The organism is Candidatus Kuenenia stuttgartiensis (genome assembly GCF_900232105.1).
Classification (GTDB): domain Bacteria; phylum Planctomycetota; class Brocadiia; order Brocadiales; family Brocadiaceae; genus Kuenenia; species Kuenenia stuttgartiensis_A.
The window spans coordinates 1,169,072-1,187,469 of sequence record NZ_LT934425.1 but is presented as its reverse complement, the minus strand read 5'-3'; the positions used below and the strand labels follow the sequence as shown (position 1 = coordinate 1,187,469).

Annotated in this window: 14 protein-coding genes; 5 read left to right on the top strand and 9 right to left on the bottom strand. The window is 42.9% G+C overall.

Translation table 11 applies throughout. From position 1 onward, the window contains the following. Positions 1–97: 97 nt before the first annotated feature. The gene (locus KSMBR1_RS05420) at positions 98–298 is read right to left on the bottom strand and encodes a cold-shock protein (RefSeq protein WP_099324406.1); all 201 of its coding nucleotides are present in this window, start codon (positions 296–298) and stop codon (positions 98–100) included. 448 nt (positions 299–746) lie between these two features. Between KSMBR1_RS05420 and KSMBR1_RS05415 the strand changes: the two genes are divergently transcribed. Further along, entirely contained in the window at positions 747–983 is a 237-nt protein-coding gene (locus KSMBR1_RS05415; protein ID WP_099324405.1) for a helix-turn-helix domain-containing protein, read from the top strand. Positions 984–1,115: 132 nt separating this feature from the next. Here the strand turns inward: KSMBR1_RS05415 and tsaE are convergent, their stop codons facing one another. Continuing rightward, positions 1,116–1,655, bottom strand: coding sequence for a tRNA (adenosine(37)-N6)-threonylcarbamoyltransferase complex ATPase subunit type 1 TsaE (gene tsaE / locus KSMBR1_RS05410; protein WP_230405751.1), 540 nt, complete (start codon positions 1,653–1,655; stop codon positions 1,116–1,118). A gap of 84 nt (positions 1,656–1,739) precedes the next feature. After that, positions 1,740–2,660, bottom strand: coding sequence for a thiamine-phosphate kinase (gene thiL / locus KSMBR1_RS05405; protein ID WP_157820401.1), 921 nt, complete (start codon positions 2,658–2,660; stop codon positions 1,740–1,742). Between the two features lie 670 nt (positions 2,661–3,330). On the opposite strand from thiL, the gene KSMBR1_RS05400 reads away from it, so the two are divergent. Beyond that, complete coding sequence (locus tag KSMBR1_RS05400) at positions 3,331–4,233, top strand: flagellin (protein WP_099324403.1); 903 nt, start codon at positions 3,331–3,333, stop codon at positions 4,231–4,233. A gap of 123 nt (positions 4,234–4,356) precedes the next feature. Here the strand turns inward: KSMBR1_RS05400 and KSMBR1_RS05395 are convergent, their stop codons facing one another. Together KSMBR1_RS05395 and mfd are read right to left on the bottom strand one after the other, a co-directional pair. After that, positions 4,357–4,539, bottom strand: coding sequence for a hypothetical protein (locus KSMBR1_RS05395; RefSeq protein ID WP_099326984.1), 183 nt, complete (start codon positions 4,537–4,539; stop codon positions 4,357–4,359). A gap of 253 nt (positions 4,540–4,792) precedes the next feature. Continuing rightward, positions 4,793–8,071: a transcription-repair coupling factor gene (gene mfd, locus KSMBR1_RS05390; protein ID WP_099324402.1), complete on the bottom strand. Its 3,279-nt coding sequence runs from the start codon at positions 8,069–8,071 to the stop codon at positions 4,793–4,795. Between the two features lie 327 nt (positions 8,072–8,398). Between mfd and KSMBR1_RS05385 the strand changes: the two genes are divergently transcribed. The 3 genes from KSMBR1_RS05385 to KSMBR1_RS05375 are packed head-to-tail and all read left to right on the top strand — an operon-like array spanning position 8,399 to position 12,435. Beyond that, positions 8,399–9,817 carry an FAD binding domain-containing protein gene (locus tag KSMBR1_RS05385; RefSeq protein WP_099324401.1) on the top strand — a complete coding sequence of 473 codons (1,419 nt, stop codon included), beginning with the start codon at positions 8,399–8,401 and terminating at the stop codon, positions 9,815–9,817. Then, positions 9,804–12,086: a xanthine dehydrogenase molybdopterin binding subunit gene (locus tag KSMBR1_RS05380; protein WP_099324400.1), complete on the top strand. Its 2,283-nt coding sequence runs from the start codon at positions 9,804–9,806 to the stop codon at positions 12,084–12,086. The genes KSMBR1_RS05385 and KSMBR1_RS05380 overlap by 14 nt, the downstream gene beginning before the upstream one ends. A gap of 25 nt (positions 12,087–12,111) precedes the next feature. Further along, positions 12,112–12,435: a hypothetical protein gene (locus KSMBR1_RS05375; RefSeq protein WP_099324399.1), complete on the top strand. Its 324-nt coding sequence runs from the start codon at positions 12,112–12,114 to the stop codon at positions 12,433–12,435. 141 nt (positions 12,436–12,576) lie between these two features. On the opposite strand, the gene KSMBR1_RS05370 is transcribed toward KSMBR1_RS05375, so the two are convergent. The 4 genes from KSMBR1_RS05370 to KSMBR1_RS05355 all read right to left on the bottom strand — a co-directional run bounded on the left by KSMBR1_RS05370 (position 12,577) and on the right by KSMBR1_RS05355 (position 18,317). Further along, a complete protein-coding gene (locus tag KSMBR1_RS05370) occupies positions 12,577–13,383 on the bottom strand; it encodes an ABC transporter permease (RefSeq protein ID WP_099324398.1) in 807 nt (268 codons plus the stop codon). Further along, the gene (locus tag KSMBR1_RS05365) at positions 13,380–14,132 is read right to left on the bottom strand and encodes an ABC transporter ATP-binding protein (protein ID WP_099324397.1); all 753 of its coding nucleotides are present in this window, start codon (positions 14,130–14,132) and stop codon (positions 13,380–13,382) included. The genes KSMBR1_RS05370 and KSMBR1_RS05365 overlap by 4 nt, the downstream gene beginning before the upstream one ends. A 590-nt stretch (positions 14,133–14,722) precedes the next feature. Then, positions 14,723–15,739, bottom strand: a complete 1,017-nt coding sequence (locus tag KSMBR1_RS05360) for an IS110 family RNA-guided transposase (protein ID WP_099323925.1) — start codon at positions 15,737–15,739, stop codon at positions 14,723–14,725. Positions 15,740–16,124: 385 nt separating this feature from the next. Next, entirely contained in the window at positions 16,125–18,317 is a 2,193-nt protein-coding gene (locus tag KSMBR1_RS05355) for an IS4 family transposase (RefSeq protein WP_099324396.1), read from the bottom strand. Between the last annotated feature and the right edge of the window lie 81 nt (positions 18,318–18,398).

Sequence of the window (18,398 nt, the reverse complement as noted above, 5' to 3'; positions counted from 1 at the left end):
AATTATAACAGTATTTATTGCGTCTACTCCATTTTTTATATATCAACTATCATACAATCGTTTATATTTAAAACATTAGAGTGGGCTTTTCACATATTTATACTTTTACAACATTTGTGGCCTTTTGGCCTTTTTGGTCTGAAATGACATCAAACTCAACCTTATCTCCTTCAGCAAGAGTTCTGAAACCCTCTGACTTGATGGACGTCTGATGAACAAATACATCAGTTCCGTTTTCCTGAGAAATAAAGCCGAAACCTTTTGAATCATTAAACCACTTTACTGTTCCGTTCGCCATAATAAATCACCCCCTTTCGTTTGGTAAAAAAATTTGGCTACTAATAAAAAAAGGCCACAAGGTTTTCATCCTTGCAGCCTTAACATTACAACGAAACACATCACAACTTTGTATAATATTACTGTTCAAGTCAACCGACTTAAGAAGTATATACGCAATTTTCCTTTATAACAAGAAAAATATAAAATATTTTGAAAATAAAATTCTTAAGCGCTGCCAACCGATCCCTAACTGCACTATCCCATCAGCAAGCCATGCCATTCCTGAAGCCACGGAATTGTTACAAACGGCAAACAATTGATAAACGCAATAATATTACTAATAACAACTTTTTGGAGTAATCGTCTTCAAAAAAACGTTGACTGTTTATTTCAAAAGGATATAATGGTGAACATGCATTCACCTGTTAATATCTTTTTTATAATCATAAGCGTAAGGAGGTTTCACCATGTGGTATACCACTACACAAACAGCACAGAGAATAGGCATCGACAGAAAGACACTGATGCGTTATCTGAAGGAAGGGAGAATAAAAGGCTACCGGATCGGAGGACGGACAAAGTTTATGGAAGGCGATATCCATGAATATCTCGAGGGAAACCGGATAAATAATGGATATCCCTCATGTAATAACAAGGAGAAAAGATCTGGTATTTCCACGAAACGTATCAGGCAGGCAGTATAAGGAAATTCGTTGATTATACCGCCTGTGCGGCAGGCATAGAACTCGGCAGGGTTAAAGTATCTTACAAAAAAAGAGAAAAACACTCTCGCTTTGTTCTGCAATTGCGGTCACTTTGCATTACTACGAATCCGGTCAATCGCACCAATCGCGTAATAATTGTATTATTTGATCGTAACGTTTGCCGTAAGCGCATGCTTTTATGTTCCTTCGTTCTTCAGAAACATGTGTTAATGTTATTTTCAAATATTCTTCAGGAAGGCTGTCGGGTACGTTGTCTGCCCATTCTATTATTGTCACGCCATTTCCAAAGATCATTTCATCACTGCCTATATCCAATAATTCCTGTGACCCTGATAGTCTGTAGGCGTCTATATGATAAACAGGAATGCGGCCATTATATTTGTGCGCCAGAGAAAAGGTGGGACTTTTTACATTTCTGCTATCCTTGACGTCAAGTCCTGTAACTATTCCTTTTACCATGGTAGTTTTTCCAGTGCCCAGGTCGCCAATCAAGGCAACGACATGCCCATTTGTTAATAATGTGCCTAATGCTTTACCAAATTTTATTGTTTCCTCTGCATTTTTGCTGGTGAAAATTATTTCATGCCCTTTTTTCGCCAATGTTCCTGCACCATCCATAATTCTTTTTGGTTTTTTGAAAATGCTCAGCAAAATGAAAGTTACTCTCTACAATCTACAGTCGGTAGATTGCAGATTGAGGACTGTTTTTACACTTCCGGCTATGCCAGCTTAGGTTTAACAATGTTTATAACCTTTAGGTCGTATCCGGCGCAATTTACCCTTCCCGTCCCTCAGCCAAAGTCCTTTATCTTCAACAATTTCTCCTATACAACTTATCTCCAGGCCATGAAATAAATCTGACGTCAATACCTTTTCCGCCTGTGTTTTTGACAATACCGCCAACAGTTCATAATCTTCCCCATCGGAGAAGGCGTGATGAATCGGGGTTTTCCCCGTTTTTTTCGATATTTTTAATGCGTCGTCAGACACGGGGATTTTATCTTCAAACAAAACAGCTCCCACCCCGCTTTCTTCCAATATATGATTCAAATCCGCAGTCAATCCGTCGCTGATATCTATCATGGCATGGACAGTAAAATTTTTGTTCAACGCAATGCCTTCATCTAATCGTGGTTCAAAAAACATATGTTTGCCCAATAAAGAACCGCCAAGTCTTCCCGTCACTAAAATTTTATCTCCTGCTTTTGCACCGGAACGATATACAGGCATTAATCCCTCATTCTTTCCCAGCAAGGTAACATTAATACAAAAAGGGCCTTCTCCGCTAATGATATCTCCTCCGACAATATCGATATCATATTTATCTGCTATTTCCCATATGCCGGCATATAACCTTTTTGCAAAACTGTTTTTTGTTCCGTGTGGAAAACAGAGAGAAATTACCGCAACGGATGGTTTGCAGCCCATAGACGCTATGTCGCTAATGCTGCAGGCAATTGCCTTCCTTCCTACTTCGGACGCATTATATTTATTTAGGTCAAAATGTGTGCCTTCTACCAACATGTCCGTGGTTATCAGGCATAAGGTATTTTTGCCAGTATTTATAACCGCACAGTCATCTCCAATGCCGCATACAACGGCATTTGATTTTTTCTTTCTGTTTCTTATCCACTTGATTAAAGGAAATTCGTCCATTTGAAATAGTACAGATATTCTCTCAAAAATCCTGAACTGGCATAGCAGGAAACAAACAAACAAGCAAGAAAACAGTCTACAGTCCTCAATCTTCAATCTGCCGACTGCAAAAGTGACCATTAAATATTTTGCCAAAAAAATGCAAAGAAATTTCTACTAATCCTAACATTCTACGTCTACGGCGGCGGGTTATTAGCGAAAGAATATCACACTTCGGAGGTAAGGCAAGAAATTTTTTTTGACATTTACACTGCAAACCATTTTTCACTGTTCGCAAAATAATATTGCAGCTATTCAATATGTTTCATCACTGTTTTTTACAAAAAAAACATCATTGCTTATCAAAAAACAAAAAACGAACAAAGCCGGTTTTATGGATAAATAACACAAGAAATACTTTCCCAATTGATCGGAAAAATTTTCAACAAATCTTTCGGTTGTTGAATAATTAAACCCTTTAATAATCGCGTATAAAATAATAAATAATCATCTTATTGTATTGTAAATGCGGCAGATACGCCTTGTTACCGCGGTGTAAATATTCAGTGGCATACGCATTGCTATTCTTTGTTTACAAGGTTTTTGCTATAGCAACAAAAATGAGTAACATGTTTCGTTTTTACTGTTAGAAAGGAATTAATTACATGTTTTTTTGGAAAGGAGTCCGGTTATGAGTAGGATAAACACAAATATTAATGCGTTGAATGCGTTACGGTCGTTAAATGACATTAATTCGAAATTGTCGGTTTCGCAATTAAGGCTTGCGACGGGCAAAAGAATTAATAATGCCGCCGATGACGCTGCGGGTTTTACGATTGCCAAAAAATTCAATGCCCGTTCACAAGGGCTTGGCCAGGCCCTTGCAAACATAGGTTCTGCCAAGAATCTTATGGCGGTTGCGGAAGGCCATCTGAATAATATCCTTGATATTTTGACACAGATGAAAACAAAGGCAACGCAGGCGGCAGACGATTCGTTAGGGAGTGCAGAACGTAACGCTATTCAGTCGGAACTCAAAGCATTGGCAACGCAAATCGATCTTGAAGTTACCCAGGCTACATGGAATTCCCAGTCAATATTTGGTACAGGAAATTCTGCTACAGGTTCAGGAGCGGCAAGTAGCGTGCAGTTTAAATTCCAGATTGGCGCAGGGGCAAGCAGCACCAATGACGTGTTGAAGTTTGACTTGTTAGCAAAAGACAATGTAAGCTTTGATGACAGCAATACAAACTATAAGGCTGATGGATTGCGGGTAAGTGTTGCTACGGCGGGCAGGGCGGTTACTTCTTCGGCATCCGCGCAGGCATTGATGAGCAATATAGATACCGCCATTGCGGATGTATCAGAAGGATTGAGTTACATTGGTGCAGTAGTTAACAGGCTGACCTATCAGGAAACCAGTTTAACTGTAGCGAGGACGAATACTGAGGCGGCCAGGAGCAGGATTGAAGATGCGGACATGGCATACGAACAGTTAGAGTCAACAAAGTTTCAAATATTACAACAGACTGCAAGCGCTATGCTGGCGCAGGCAAATGCAGGGCCTCAAAGCATAATGCAGTTATTTCAATAAGTAGCATTGATGCAGACAGAGAGCCAGATTAATCAAAAAGGGTTCACAGGAAATGACTCGCTTCCTGTGAACCCTTTTTTTGAACTATTTACTGCATAGGTCGTTTTTTTCCCCCGTCCACTTTTACGTTGTTTGTTTCCGGTAAACGTTCATTCCGATCTTTTCTTCACGGTCGGGGATGGTAACATTTCCCTCCGTTGATGCAACAATAATGTTCTTTCCGGACGAAGAAAGTCCAAATTCTTTTGACAGGTCTATCTTTATGGTGAGTATGTTTCCTTCTACAGATAATTCCACGTTTTTCATTAAAAAACCTCTCTTTCTATAAAAATTTATAAACGGTTTAAGGGATATTTGGTTGGAAAATGCCACCTATGCCTTTCTTGCCACATACAAAATCGTTACATATCCTACACTTTCATCCCACTATGTCAAGTAGTATAACAGAATCCTGTGCCATGATAAGATTTTTCACTCAAGGCGTCTCTTTCGTTTTCCAAACAGCGAATAACTACCTATGCATACAAATGATCAGAAATTAACTATACGTTGTGAAAAATCATGAATACCTGGCAGTATCGGTATCAGTCAAAGATTTTTTTAAATAATGCACCAAATCTTCGGGATGCATCCTATCTTTTAACAGCCTTAGATGCAATGTGTCATTATTAATTACCCGTATATTTTTCTTCAACTTAGAAAGGCAAATCTCCGCCTTTTTTAAATCATTTACCTGGATGATGAGGGTGTTGTTTACCCGGACTATAGAACGGATTTTCGAATCCCTTGCAATGATTCTTAGCTCACTCTCGGAAAGCAGGTTTTTTACTGATTGAGGCGCATTCCCAAACCGGTCAATCATTTCTTTCCTGATCTCGTCAATTTCTTTGAAGGTATTGGAACGATTCAACCTTCGGTAAATATCCATTTTCAAACTATATTCCGGGATATATTCGTCAGGGAGAAAGGATTCCAGATTTAATTTCAATGAGACATCGGGAGGTTCGCTGACGGGTTCATTACGTGCCTTGCATACGGCTATCTCCAGCAAACGGCAATACATCTCATAACCTACTGCCGCTATGTGGCCGTGCTGTTCCACCCCCAGGATATTTCCCGCCCCTCTGATTTCGAGATCCCGCATAGCTATTTTAAATCCGGCGCCCAGTTCCGCAAATTCTTCAATCGCCTTCACCCTTTTTTCAGCTTCAGGGGTTACCGGACGATCAATGGGTAAAACAATATACGCATATGCATGATGTTTGTATCTTCCCACCCTGCCACGCAATTGATGCAAATCGGCAAGGCCAAAGGAGTCTGCGCAGTTAATAAAGATGGTATTCACATTTGGTATATCCAGCCCGGACTCTATTATTGTGGTAGAAACAAGAATATCCGCCTTATGATCTACAAAATCTTTCATTCTCTGTGCTAAAAGCTTTTCATCCATCATTTGTCCGTGAACGACTAAAATTCTCGCCTCCGGCACTATAGTGGATAGGGTGTGCGCGATGCGCTCGATATTATACACCCTGTTATGGACGAAATATACCTGCCCGTTTCTGTTCATTTCGAGCAATATGGCTTGCCTGATGCGTTGAGGGTCAAATCGCATGATTTGTGTCCTAATGGACTGCCTTCCCAGCGGCGGGGTATTTAGCGAAGAAATGTCCTTAATTCCCATCAGAGACATATGAAGCGTTCTTGGTATGGGCGTGGCCGTCAGAGTCAGCATATCAACCACCTGCCGCATCTTCTTAAACCGTTCTTTGTGGGCAACGCCAAACCGCTGTTCTTCATCAATAATAACAAGCCCAAGGTCTTTAAAGACAACATCCTTTTGCAACAGCCGGTGAGTGCCGATGAGGATATCAATCTTTCCTGCCAGCGTTTTCTCCAAAATATCCTTTTGTTCCTTATGAGATTTCAACCGGCTCAAGACTTCAATTTCTACCGGATAGTCCGCCATGCGCTCAGAAAACGTAGTGTAATGCTGCTGCGCCAGAATTGTGGTGGGCACCAGAACCGCCGCCTGTTTGCCATACATTGCTGCTTTAAATGCCGCCCGAATGGCAAGCTCTGTTTTTCCATAACCGACGTCTCCGCAAATAAGACGGTCCATCGGTCTCTTTGATTGCATGTCAGACTTTATTGTCTCCAAAACCTGTAATTGATCAGGCGTTTCTTCGTATATAAACGCTGATTCAAAGTCCCTTTGCCATTTCGTATCCGGAGGGTAGGTAATGCCCTCCTTCGCGTTTCTCGACGCCTGAATATGCAATAAATCGCTTGCAATGTCCGCAACGGCATGTTCTGCACGCTTTTTGCGCATCTCCCACGATTTAGAATGAATCTTATCCAATTTTGCCTTATGGCCGGAAGCGCCAATGTACTTTTGAACAAGTTCGATCTTTGTTGCAGGTACATATATTTTTGTTCCCTCATCGTATTCCAGAACAAGATATTCCCTCTTACAGCCATCATCCTCAATAATCTCAATACCCAAAAAACGCCCTATGCCGTGGGTGACGTGTACTATATAGTCCCCTTTCTTCAGGTCAAGAAACGAGTCGATTGCCCGGGTTTGCACCACCTTTTTAACCTCGTGGTGCTGTTTGTAACGATGGAAGATTTCATGGTTTGCAAGGATGGCTATATTGATATCGGCAAATCGGAATCCCTGGCTTATATATCCGCGTCGAAGCTCAAACCTCTGCAAGCCTTCGGGCAAGCCGCTTGTTATTTCCCGAAAACGTTGTTCTTCCGCGGGATTTATGCAAAAAACGATTGTTTTATCATGCGCTTCGGTAATCTTTTTAAATTCCGCCACAATATCCTGTATCTGTCGTGGGAATTCATCTATCGCCTTAACCTGAAAAGCATACGCATTGTTCTCCGTGGTAAACGGCAATTTTGACAAAGTAATTTTCGTAAAGGTCTTTAATTGCTTAAAAATCTCTTCCTCTGTGAAGAGTGCTTCCTTGTAGTCGGTTATTTCCAGCATCTGTCTTAATTTACTTTCAATCCTTGTTGGTTCCTTCAGGATAATGGTAGTTTCTCCGCTAAGGTAATCAAGAAGCGATGTTTTTTGTATTTCCCCCTGCATGGGATGAAGGCCATACATTTTATGAACGAATAATATCTGGCAACTGTTTATCTGTGCCACCGATTGCTGGGTTTCCACATTAAAACTACGAACAGATTCAATTTCATCTCCAAAATATTCAATGCGGCAAGGTATTTCCGTTGCGAAGGGAAATATATCAATAATACCCCCACGAATTGCGTATTCACCCTGATTTTCCACCTGACTGGTCTCTTGATAATGATGGGAATGCAGCAGGCCAATAAGGTTCTCCATCGGATATTCCTGGCCTTTTTGAAAAGAAACGATATTATCGCCGATGGTTTTTTTTGAAGGGACTGGCTGTATAAGCGCCTGAATCGAAGAAACTATTACATCCGTTTGGTGTGAGGCGTCTTTGTTTTTCCGGCATAATTGATTTAAAATGAACAGCCGCTGCGCCATGATATCCTCATACGCATCTGATTCATTATTAAAGATATCTTCAACCGCCGGAAACAGCGTCACGGGAAGATTTGAAAACGTCTTCAAATCTTCCCAATCTTCCCGTGCATCTTCAGCGTCTGGCACGACTAAAAGGATCTTTGGCGTCAACCCTTTTGTATAAAAATGTTCATTGGCAACCGCCGCGGCAAACAAATTCGCAGAGGAGCCCCAGAGGCCGTTGACACAACAATCCTTCCCGAAAGAAAGTTGACGAATAATTTCCTTGTATTGTTTATGCTTTCGCAGCAGTTGTATAGATTCTTTCATGTGCAATATCCAATGGGTTTTCTACAAAAAGAGAGGAAACAGGGGACATGACGTCTCAGTTTATCACATTGCAGCCGCATTTGTAAATACAACGTAGGGTATGAATGTGTAATTAAAACAGAGAGTCGCCGCATAGCCACCACCAAAAAAAAGAAATTTTTACAGGGTAATAGTTTAATGCCTTTTTACTTGTATATTAATGCCTTAATAGGGAAAATAAGTCCTGGGTGCGGCATTTTCTGAGAAAAGATTTTAAAGAGTATGCCGTAAAAAGTAATGATAATGGTAATATTCCGGGAAATATAAAAATGAATTGGCAATTATACTATGGTTCAGGAAATACGTTTTCTGCTTAATGAGAAAGAGTTGCATACCGCCGAATCTTCAGGCATAGCAGTACTTGATTACCTTCGCATAAATCAGCAGCTGACGGGTACAAAGGAAGGATGCCGCGAAGGTGATTGCGGGGCATGCACTGTGCTCGTCGGTGAATTAATAAATAACAGGGTTTTTTATAAGTCTGCAAATTCCTGTTTAATGCCGTTGGAAGAATTACACGGAAAACATCTGGTAACAATCGAAGGGTTAAACATGGATAACCTTTCACCCATACAACAGGCGGTTGTGGATAAAGGGGCGACGCAATGTGGTTTTTGCACCCCGGGGATTATTGTTTCTCTTACCGGATATGCTATGGAATGTGCCAGTCATCTGACAAAAGAGGGCTTTAAGAAAATGCTTGGGGGACACCTTTGCCGCTGCACAGGATACCGGTCTTTAAAGCAAAGTTTTGGCATGATAAAAGAACACATTGATACCGCAACCGGCGTAAAAACACTTGTTGAAAAGGGAATTATTCCTGACTATTTCAAGGATATTCCCATACGATTAAACAGCATTTCCGGGAAACAATATAAGAAGGCCGCCTCCACCCCCGGATTTTTCATCTCCGGAGGCACTGATTTATATGTGCAAAAGGGCGACATTTTGCCAGACTCATTGATTAGCCTGCTCAACGCACATTCGGAAATGAAGCATATCGTTTGCGAAAACGGACTCCTTCGTATAGGCGCTCTTACCACATTTGAGGCATTTTCTAATCACCCGGAAGTAATGAAGGCCATTCCCGGTATTCAGGAATATATCTCCCTTGTTGCTTCCACGCAAATCAGAAACAGGGCAACCGTGGGAGGGAATATTGTGAATGCTTCTCCAATTGCCGATGTAACGATACTATTGCTTGCAATGGAATCAACATTGATTCTTAAGCAGGGCAGCGATACGCGTTCATTACCGATTTCCTCTTTTTACAAAGGATACAAAAAACTTGATAAAGCGCCGTCAGAGATTTTGTCAGAAATAGTATTCCCTGTTCCCGCCCCCGGAACAAAAATAAATTGGGAGAAGGTTTCAAAAAGGAAATATTTGGATGTAGCCTCGGTAAACAGCGCAATAAAGGTAAAGGAAGACGGCGGTGTCATAAGAGACATACACATTACCATGGGCGGAGTCGCAGAAATCCCCCTTTTTTTGAAGAACACATGCGATTATCTTCGAGGAAAAGAGATTACGAAAAATACGATAGAAGGCGCATTCCCAATACTGCAGCATGAAATATCGCCAATAAGCGATATACGGGGAAGCTCTTGTTATAAGAGGCTGCTTGCCCGCCAATTGATAATAGCACACTTTACAAAACTCTTCCCTGGCACAATCAAAGTGAAGGATTTTTATGAATCGCATTGATGCAGCAGCCCATACGCGCGGAGAATCCCTTTTTTTGGATGATATGCCCCTGCCGTCAGGCATGCTTTACGCATCGGTATTTTCCTCTCCGGTTATGCATGGAAATATTATCCGCCTCCAATTGCAGGAAGCACGTTTAGCAAAAGGGGTGGTTGCCGTTCTCTCTTCAAAAGATATTCCGGGAATAAATCAAATTGGTTCGATTATTCAGGACGAAGAACTTCTGGCGCAAAGCAAGGTGAATTACATAGGACAACCGGTGGCAGTTGTTGTGGCGGAAAGTCAGCGAGCCGCAAGAAATGCAGCAAAAATAATTTTGGCGGAAATAGAGGAGTTGTCTGCCGTTGCCGATCCAAAAGAGGCATTTGAAAAAGGATACATTATTGACACGCCGAGGACGTTTACCCTTGGAGATGTTGATTCTCTGTGGCAAAAATGCGATCTCGTGGCAGAAGGCTCCTGCGATACGGGCGGGCAGGAACATGTTTATCTGGAAACGCAGAGAGCGAGAGCGGTCCCGCTGGAAGGAAACAATATACGTATCTATTCTTCAACGCAAAGCCCGTCCGCAGTGCAGCATCATGCGGCAAAGGTACTGGGACTGTCCAGTCATAATGTGGAGGTGGAGGTAAAACGTATCGGCGGCGGTTTCGGCGGTAAGGAAGACCAGGCTACGCCATGGGCCTGCATGGCGGCGCTTGCTGCATGGATTACACAAAGGCCTGTGGAGCTGGTTTTGCAGAGAGGTGAAGACATGAAGATGACCGGCAAACGGCATCCGTATAAATCCGATTTTAAAATGGGTGTGACAAAAGATGGGGTCATACTCAGTTACGAGGTGAAACATTATCAAAACTCCGGCGCCGTTGCAGACTTATCTACGGCTGTTTTGGAGAGAACAATGTTTCACAGCACGAATTGCTATTATATACCCAACGTCAGGATATTCGGCGTGTGCTGCAAGACAAATCTCCCGCCAAATACTGCCTTCAGGGGATTCGGGGCGCCGCAGGGAATGTTCGCAATTGAAAGCGCAATCACAAAGGTGGCAGAAAAGCTCAATATGCCGCGAGAGGAAATACAGGCTAAAAATCTGTTAGCAGCAAACAATGCCTTTCCCTACGGACAAATAACTGAGGATTGCAGCATCAGAACCGTTTGGGAAAAAGTTGAGACGAGATACACTCTTCAGAAGATTAGAAAACGGATGCTCTCCTTTAATAAATCCCACTTTGAAACAAAAAAAGGGATCGCCGTAATGCCCATTTGTTTTGGCATATCATTTACTACGACTTACATGAATCAGGCAAGCGCTTTGGTGCATGTATTTACCGATGGAAGTGTGAGCGTTTCTACCGGCGGAGTAGAAATGGGGCAGGGGCTAACTACCAACATCACGGCAATTGCCGCAAAAGCATTGGGAATAAACCACAACCGCATAAAAGTAGAAGCCACGAATACTACCCGCATTGCAAATATGTCTCCCAGCGCTGCAAGCGCTACAACCCTTCTTAACGGAAATGCCTTGTTATTGGCGGTCAATCAGATTATTGACAGATTAAAATCCCTTTTAGCTAAGGAACTTTCCATTTCCGACAAAGAAAAGATTTCAATTGCAAACGAAAAGGTTCTTTGTGATGCGCATGATACAGGCTGGACGTGGGATCGATTAATTCACACTGCACATCAAAAACGTATAAACCTTTCAGCGCATGGATTCTTTGCAACGCCAAAAATATGGTTTGACAAAATGAAAGAAAAGGGCAGCCCGTTTGCATATCATGTGTACGGGGCAGCGGTTATAGAGGTGACACTGGACTGCCTGCGGGGGGTGTATACCATTGATTCGGTAAAAATTGTGCATGACTTAGGCAGGCCTCTTAATGAAACAGTTGACCGCGCGCAGATCGAGGGAGGGCTGGCGCAGGGTTTGGGGTGGATGGCGTTGGAAGACCTGCGTTTTAATGACAAAGGACAGTTGCTTTCACGTGACCTTGCCACGTATAAAGTTCCGGATGCTTATTTTATGCCGGATGACATAGAGATTGAATTTTTGGCAAATGAAGAGAGCTTGCCCGGCCCTTACGGAAGCAAGGCAGTAGGAGAGCCGCCTTTTATGTATGGAATAGGCGTGTTCTTTGCTCTTCGGGACGCAATGCGCGCATTCATGCCTGGAAATGATTTTGACTTTGCCACACCATTGACCCCGGAGCGGGTACTATTGCAGTTATACCCGGAATACGTCAAACGGATATCATGCAAATGCTGACAATTTTTGAATAAAAGGAGTCTCCATGAAAATTGAGGAAACACGCATTTCACTCATCAACCAGCTTGTTGGACTGGTGAATAAATACTGCGCTAAACTGAAGATCGAAGACGATGTTCAAACGTTGTTTTTTTATTACAAAAAAAACTGGCTTTCGGGGTCTGATCGCAAACTGTACATATACTCTCCCTCTTCAGAGGGCAAGTCTTCGGGCCTTTTTGGCAACGGTATCAGGGAAGACATCAGGATTGTAGTATTGAGCGAGGAATATTTTGAGTGTGCGCAAAAGGTGGCGGAAGAGTACGAAATGGTAAGCCAGAAAACCGCAACGATAGTTCGTGCATTTTAAAAGTGTCTTAGTACTTATCAGTAATTTCTTTGCACACTTCCATTCGTCAGTGCGTGCTTTTTGGCAAAATATTTAATTGTCCCTTCTGCAGTCGGCAATCTACAGTCTACAGTAGGCAAATTGCAGATTGAGGACTACTGTTTATTTTTTTCGTTTCCCTGGGTTGACTAATTCATACCGTATTTGATGATACGGGGTGAAAAATTTCTTGTCCAGCAGCGAGACAAATACCCACGAGGTGAGCGCTACCGTTGCCGCAATGCTAAGGATAATTATTATCTGATACTTGACTGCCGTAACAGGGCTGGAGCCTGCGATTATTTGTCCCGTCATCATCCCTGGCAGGTGAACGATTCCCATAACCATCATGCTGTTTAACGATGGGATTAATGAAGCGCTGAGCGCCTGCTGACGGGATTTCCGGGAAGCCATTTTTGATTCATAACCAAGAGAAAGCAACATTTCTATTTCCGGCACTCTGATTTCTAATTCGCTTTTATAGCGTTCTCCCGCCAATGCGGCGCCATTCATTCCATTGGCAATAATCATACCGGCTACAGGTATTAAATATTGCGGGTCGTACCAGACAGGAATCCTGACCACCAGCAAAAAAATAAATAGCAGCGAAAATGCCGAAGCCAGTGATACCGAGATTAATGCGCAGCAATACATTTCTTTCACGGGGTTTTTAAGCCATTTAATCACGGTTTGTGATGCGACAAAGATCATAACAAGAAGAATGGGCATTACAACGTACCATTGTTTATAATCAAATATTAATTTTATGAAAAACCCTACGAGGATTAACTGTATTACGGCGCGAAAGCTTCCGATGAGTATTGTTTTTTCCAACCGTAACGATTCATAAAGAGAGATGCCGATAAGCAGGATTACAAATACGCTGCAGAAACTAAGCTGCGACCAGGGAATATCGATAGCATTATTCATAGTTCTTCCTTTGCAAATGCCAGTTCAGGGCGTTCAATTTCCTTCACCCTTCCGTTTTCAAGCACCAGAAAACGGTTTCCCAGTCTTTTCGCGAAATCGAGCTGATGTGTTACCACAAGCATGGAAATGGCGTTTTCCCGAATGATTTGTTTCAGGCTGTGGATGAGTATGCGGGAATTTTCTTCGTCCAGTGCGGTAGTGGGTTCGTCGAGCAAAAGAACTGACGGACGGTTGATTAATGTTCTTGCCAGCGCTATTCTTTGTTTTTCTCCAACAGATAGTTCATGGGAAGGCCGCTGTAGAAACGATTCGTTAAGCCCTGTCAGATGGAGCATGGCAATGATTTGATTTTTCATGTCATGGGGAAGTTCATTTTTACGAAAAGGCAGCAACAGGTTGCTTTCCACGGTGCCTTCGAGGAGGCATGGGATTTGGGATAGATATGCTATCTCTTTTCGTAATACGAGTGGTGAAATGGTGTGAATATCTGTACCCTTGTATAAGATTGTGCCGTCCGACGCTTCCAATAATCGATTGCCAAGCTTTAACAGTGTTGATTTCCCGTATCCGGATTGGCCGAGAATGACAACAATCTCTTTTTCCCATGCTGTAAGAGATAATTTATGGAGAATGTTTTCGCCATGGTTATATCCGAAGTATACGTTACGGAATTCGAGAAACGGATGTTTGTTGTACATTGTTTTACCGAAGTTATTTGCGAATGCCTGTGTTTTTTTATAACTATTCATTGTAATATATTAAACTACCGAAGCACAACTCGTTCTCAAACCTTGTACTGAACATAGTGAAGTAGCTGTTTGGGAACGTAATGGTACTGAAAACTACATTCGCGGGTTCACTCATTAGAAGGCTTTTGTCAAGGACAAAATATCTCCGGTCGCAAAAATATCTACATTTTCACGTTTTGAATACCCCTCCAAGTACGGAATCGCTCTTACTGCTGTTTACGAAAATGACTATACCGTTCACGTTTATCTACGCCCGTGGTATTTCGCAATTGTTTTGGTATCGTTCTCATCCGCACCATTCACCCATCGGGATCAAGGCTTTGTGAAAGACTTTCTCACCGCCCCTGACTTATCTTCTGTCCCAGAAAACCATCGGTTCCATACCAGTGTCCAATCGTTATTCACAGAATATTCGGCTCTACGGCCAAAACCTCACGGCTCATGGTATGGGCAGATCAGAATGGAATATTCTTTTTCGCCGATTCCTTTACCGGCACAACTCATAATAAAAGGTGGAACAACTTCCAATCAGGTTTCATGGATTGGTTACCTAACCCGCAACCGGTTCCTTGCACCACCTAATCTGCTTGCTACCCAAACATTTTTTTCTCGTCGTAGTTTACTTGCTCCTTTATTATGTAATAACATGCCCTGGCCAGCTTATTGCTCAAGGCTTTCGTTGCCAGAACTACATGGCTCTTTGACGCCTTCCTCTGATGCCATTTCCTTCCCTTTTCGCAAAATCTTACGTGAAAATGCGCTGCCTCCACATACGCCCACGCAAGGTATTTATTCCCGTTCTTACGGTTTCCTTTCCCTTTGCTCTTACCATTCGATAATTTTTTTGCCGATACGCATCTGCAATAAGATGAATACATCCCCACATCACTAAATCGCTCTATGTTCCCAGTCTCCAGCATTATCGTCATTGCCAGGATTTCGCCTATCCCAGGCACCTTGAGCAATTTCTTATACGGCTTCTTTAGCTTCACCTCCTTTAATACCGCTTTCTCTATCTTGTATATCTGCTTATTTAATACCTCTATTACCTCGTGATCGCACTGTGCTGACATGGTCAAATGCACGTCGCTGAACATCCCCATTACCTCTTCGTTACTCAGCTTCTTTATCGTATCACCGCTTATCGGTACTCCTTTGTTACGGTTTACCATCGTTTGCATACTCAATATATGCGCTGTCCTTTGTTGTACCAACATCATCCGCTTCCTCAGTAAATCCCTCACTGACCGCGTCTCTTTGGGATAAATATATCCCTCTGGTAATATCTTTAACCGTAACATCTTTGCCAACCAAAACGAATCCCTCGTGTCGTCAATGTACTTTAATCCCTCATACTGCTGCATTGCCGATGTATTTGCCAGGTGTACCTGATAGCCTGCCTCCATCAGACCATCCACTATCCAGTACCAGTTAAAGGTCGATTCTACTACTATACCCTTTATTTCTTTTTTGTATGGCTCTAATACGCGCTTTATTTCATTGATGTCATTACGGTTTCTCCTCTTGAATACCTTCCGATCCTCCTCATCGAGTATTCCAATATAATTATTATCACCATGTAAATCTATTCCTACGAAATATCCCATTGCTCGCTCCCTCCTTACTTTGTTATTATTTAACAATCGCCTTTCACGGTATCCTCCATTTTACCATGAAGAGTGCGCTCGGAGGTGCCTTCTATATGATTATCAGGTTTGTAACCTGAACCAAACATTTTATACTTTCAATCCCGCATTCTATTGGCAGAACAAATGAAAAATAAATTCCGGATTCCAAACAGGGATTTTGTGATTTGGGCATTGGAATTTTACTGCAGTATATAGCTCCATTATCCGTATAAACTCATGGGTTCAGGTTGCAAACCAATGTCATTAAGTTAAGCAAACGGCCGCAAAAGTCCCCCTTAATAAAGCTAATCTTTACCCACAAATTTCAAGAGCACCGTAGTTGTACGGCCAATTGAGCTGAAGGCTAAGTGGTGTAAAGTTCGTAAGCAACTTCAATATCAGCCAAACGTGACATGCCTCGCCAAAGTACTTCACTTCCGGGATGGCCATCACCACGGCGGCCCAGATGACCGCCAAGTTTACCTAAAAGCCGCACGGCATCATTGAGGCTTGGAGGTAAATCAGGAGGCTCCTTGACCTTGTTCGCAAAAGTTGTCAATGCTTTCCATTCAGAATCGCTGAAGTAGACAGTACAAGGGACATCAGGTGTTTCTTGTCCTAAAGTAGTCAGGTAATGGATACGCCAAGCTATAATCATATCAATGGCCAAAGCGTTGCATAGACGACGAGCACTCTCCAACTGCCGGGCCTCGACACGACAACCGCTCTTGATAATACGATGATAACACTCAATACCCCATCGGCGAGCATACCATTCCAAACGTTCGTAAGCATCTTTTTCTTGCTTAACCGCAACTGTGGTTAACAGCATCCATTCTAACCCATCAATTCCGATAGGCGGATTGACTTCCTGCGCCAGCACCGCCCACACCCTGACCGCAGGCATATTCTTTTTTAGCATAGGTGGGCGTAGCGTAACAGGCATCGCCGGTTGCTGTTCCAGTTTAGTCCACAAAAACTCGCATGATTCTTTATCATCAACAACCTTTCTATTGCGCGAACGTTCTGCACGGATCAGCAACTGAGCGCCATCAGGCGTATTATACTGCTCAGCGAATACCTCGTGAATATCGGCCTCACGATCTGCCACAACCACCAGCAAAGATTTGTTTCGACAGCGTTTCTGTACTTGCGATACTGCATGGTAACTCTCCACCCATTTCCAGCTTTCCTTCTCTTCGATAGGCTTCTTGTGTCGTTCATGTTTGCTGCCTATTCCGTCCCGCGCCCAGCATTGCACATTCAGAAGTCCCAAGGGTGTGCCACTTTCAGTAAACGCCATCGTATCATGCACCATCAGTCCACGAACTTTTTTACTCTTAGTACCTATCGGCCCTAACCCCTGCGTATTCGGATGTGTGCTATAATTCAGAGTCGTAGTATCTTGCGCTACCAAAACCAAACTATTCTCCTTCACACGCTCTTCCGTGGCCTCATAATGAGCTTGCAATATCGCCTTCCAATCTACATTCTCATTGTCAAGGAATCGGTATGCAGCCTTAGTCGCACTGACTGAGCCGCACGCCTGCGGAATGTTTGCCAAAGGTTTGTCATAAAACATACCTGTCATTTCTAAAAGTCTTGAGGTCAATCGTGCATCGCCCAATTTTGTTCCTCCAAGTTCCGCTTCTATCCAATCCCGAGGCTCTTTTTGTGCCACTCTTTGGCGAACATGTACTTTGCCATCGGCACAACAACACAACACCGCCTGCCATTTCTTTTGCAACGGCATAACATAAACGTCTTTGACCGTTGCACCTGTTCCTTTTCGTCCTCGACCTTCCGTGCCTCCTACATACTTCCAGTTAGCTGCCCGATAACAGCTTCCGGAAAACCGTCCTCGTTCCACATAGGTTTCTAAAAGTACAGGACGATATTTATACACTCTTTCCCAATCATCTACCAAACGTGTTTGGCATTTTGCCAATACATGCGATGCCAAACATTTTACTCTTACCGTAGGCGCTATTAAATACCTACTGTTATTGATAACAAACGTATGATTCCGCTTACGTGCTTCCTCCGTCCATCCTATCCACTCGTCGCGACTTTCCACCCGTCTGGCACAGGCACTATAACTTAGCCCTCCTATCCATCCGTAATGTTCACTGCGTACAAGATACCGAAGTTGCGCCCCGCATAGGGGCCCACTTCCAAGATAATGATGCGCTTCTAACATGCTACGCCAAAGTTTCGAATGGATTCTCGTTGTAACCCGTATAATCTCTACGTCACCCAACTCCGCTAGCTCGCATGACACTTCCGCAATCGGAGGCGCCTCCGCAGGTTTATTGACTTTTTGAAATGCATAATGCCTGTTCACCTTTGGAAGATTGATCTCTTTACGACGATCCAATTCCAACAACGCCTTGCGACAACTCATCTCTTGCAAACGGCCCGCTTGATTCCGCCAGTCCATCCATTCGCATACCAGACGCGACAGTTTACGACGCGATAGGCACGGTTCCTTTTGGATAGTTTCTGATAAACGCTTTATTACATCATCTGAAAATATTCGACCTCCTACTCTATGCATGTACACAGTGTAACATACGGTTAACACGGTGTCCAGCAAAAAATATGGGTCATCCCCAGTTTATTAAGGGGGGAAAAGGGG

Excerpts from the sequence above, each read along its gene's own strand:
- KSMBR1_RS05360 (WP_099323925.1), bottom strand. The coding sequence starts at position 15,739 with ATGGGATATTTCGTAGGAATAGATTTACATGGTGATAATAATTATATT.
- KSMBR1_RS05370 (WP_099324398.1), bottom strand. The coding sequence starts at position 13,383 with ATGAATAATGCTATCGATATTCCCTGGTCGCAGCTTAGTTTCTGCAGC.
- thiL (WP_157820401.1), bottom strand. The coding sequence starts at position 2,660 with ATGGACGAATTTCCTTTAATCAAGTGGATAAGAAACAGAAAGAAAAAA.
- KSMBR1_RS05385 (WP_099324401.1), top strand. The coding sequence starts at position 8,399 with ATGGTTCAGGAAATACGTTTTCTGCTTAATGAGAAAGAGTTGCATACC.
- KSMBR1_RS05400 (WP_099324403.1), top strand. The coding sequence starts at position 3,331 with ATGAGTAGGATAAACACAAATATTAATGCGTTGAATGCGTTACGGTCG.
- KSMBR1_RS05420 (WP_099324406.1), bottom strand. The coding sequence starts at position 298 with ATGGCGAACGGAACAGTAAAGTGGTTTAATGATTCAAAAGGTTTCGGC.
- mfd (WP_099324402.1), bottom strand. The coding sequence starts at position 8,071 with ATGAAAGAATCTATACAACTGCTGCGAAAGCATAAACAATACAAGGAA.
- KSMBR1_RS05365 (WP_099324397.1), bottom strand. The coding sequence starts at position 14,132 with ATGAATAGTTATAAAAAAACACAGGCATTCGCAAATAACTTCGGTAAA.
- KSMBR1_RS05415 (WP_099324405.1), top strand. The coding sequence starts at position 747 with ATGTGGTATACCACTACACAAACAGCACAGAGAATAGGCATCGACAGA.
- KSMBR1_RS05380 (WP_099324400.1), top strand. The coding sequence starts at position 9,804 with ATGAATCGCATTGATGCAGCAGCCCATACGCGCGGAGAATCCCTTTTT.
- KSMBR1_RS05395 (WP_099326984.1), bottom strand. The coding sequence starts at position 4,539 with ATGAAAAACGTGGAATTATCTGTAGAAGGAAACATACTCACCATAAAG.
- KSMBR1_RS05375 (WP_099324399.1), top strand. The coding sequence starts at position 12,112 with ATGAAAATTGAGGAAACACGCATTTCACTCATCAACCAGCTTGTTGGA.
- KSMBR1_RS05355 (WP_099324396.1), bottom strand. The coding sequence starts at position 18,317 with ATGCATAGAGTAGGAGGTCGAATATTTTCAGATGATGTAATAAAGCGT.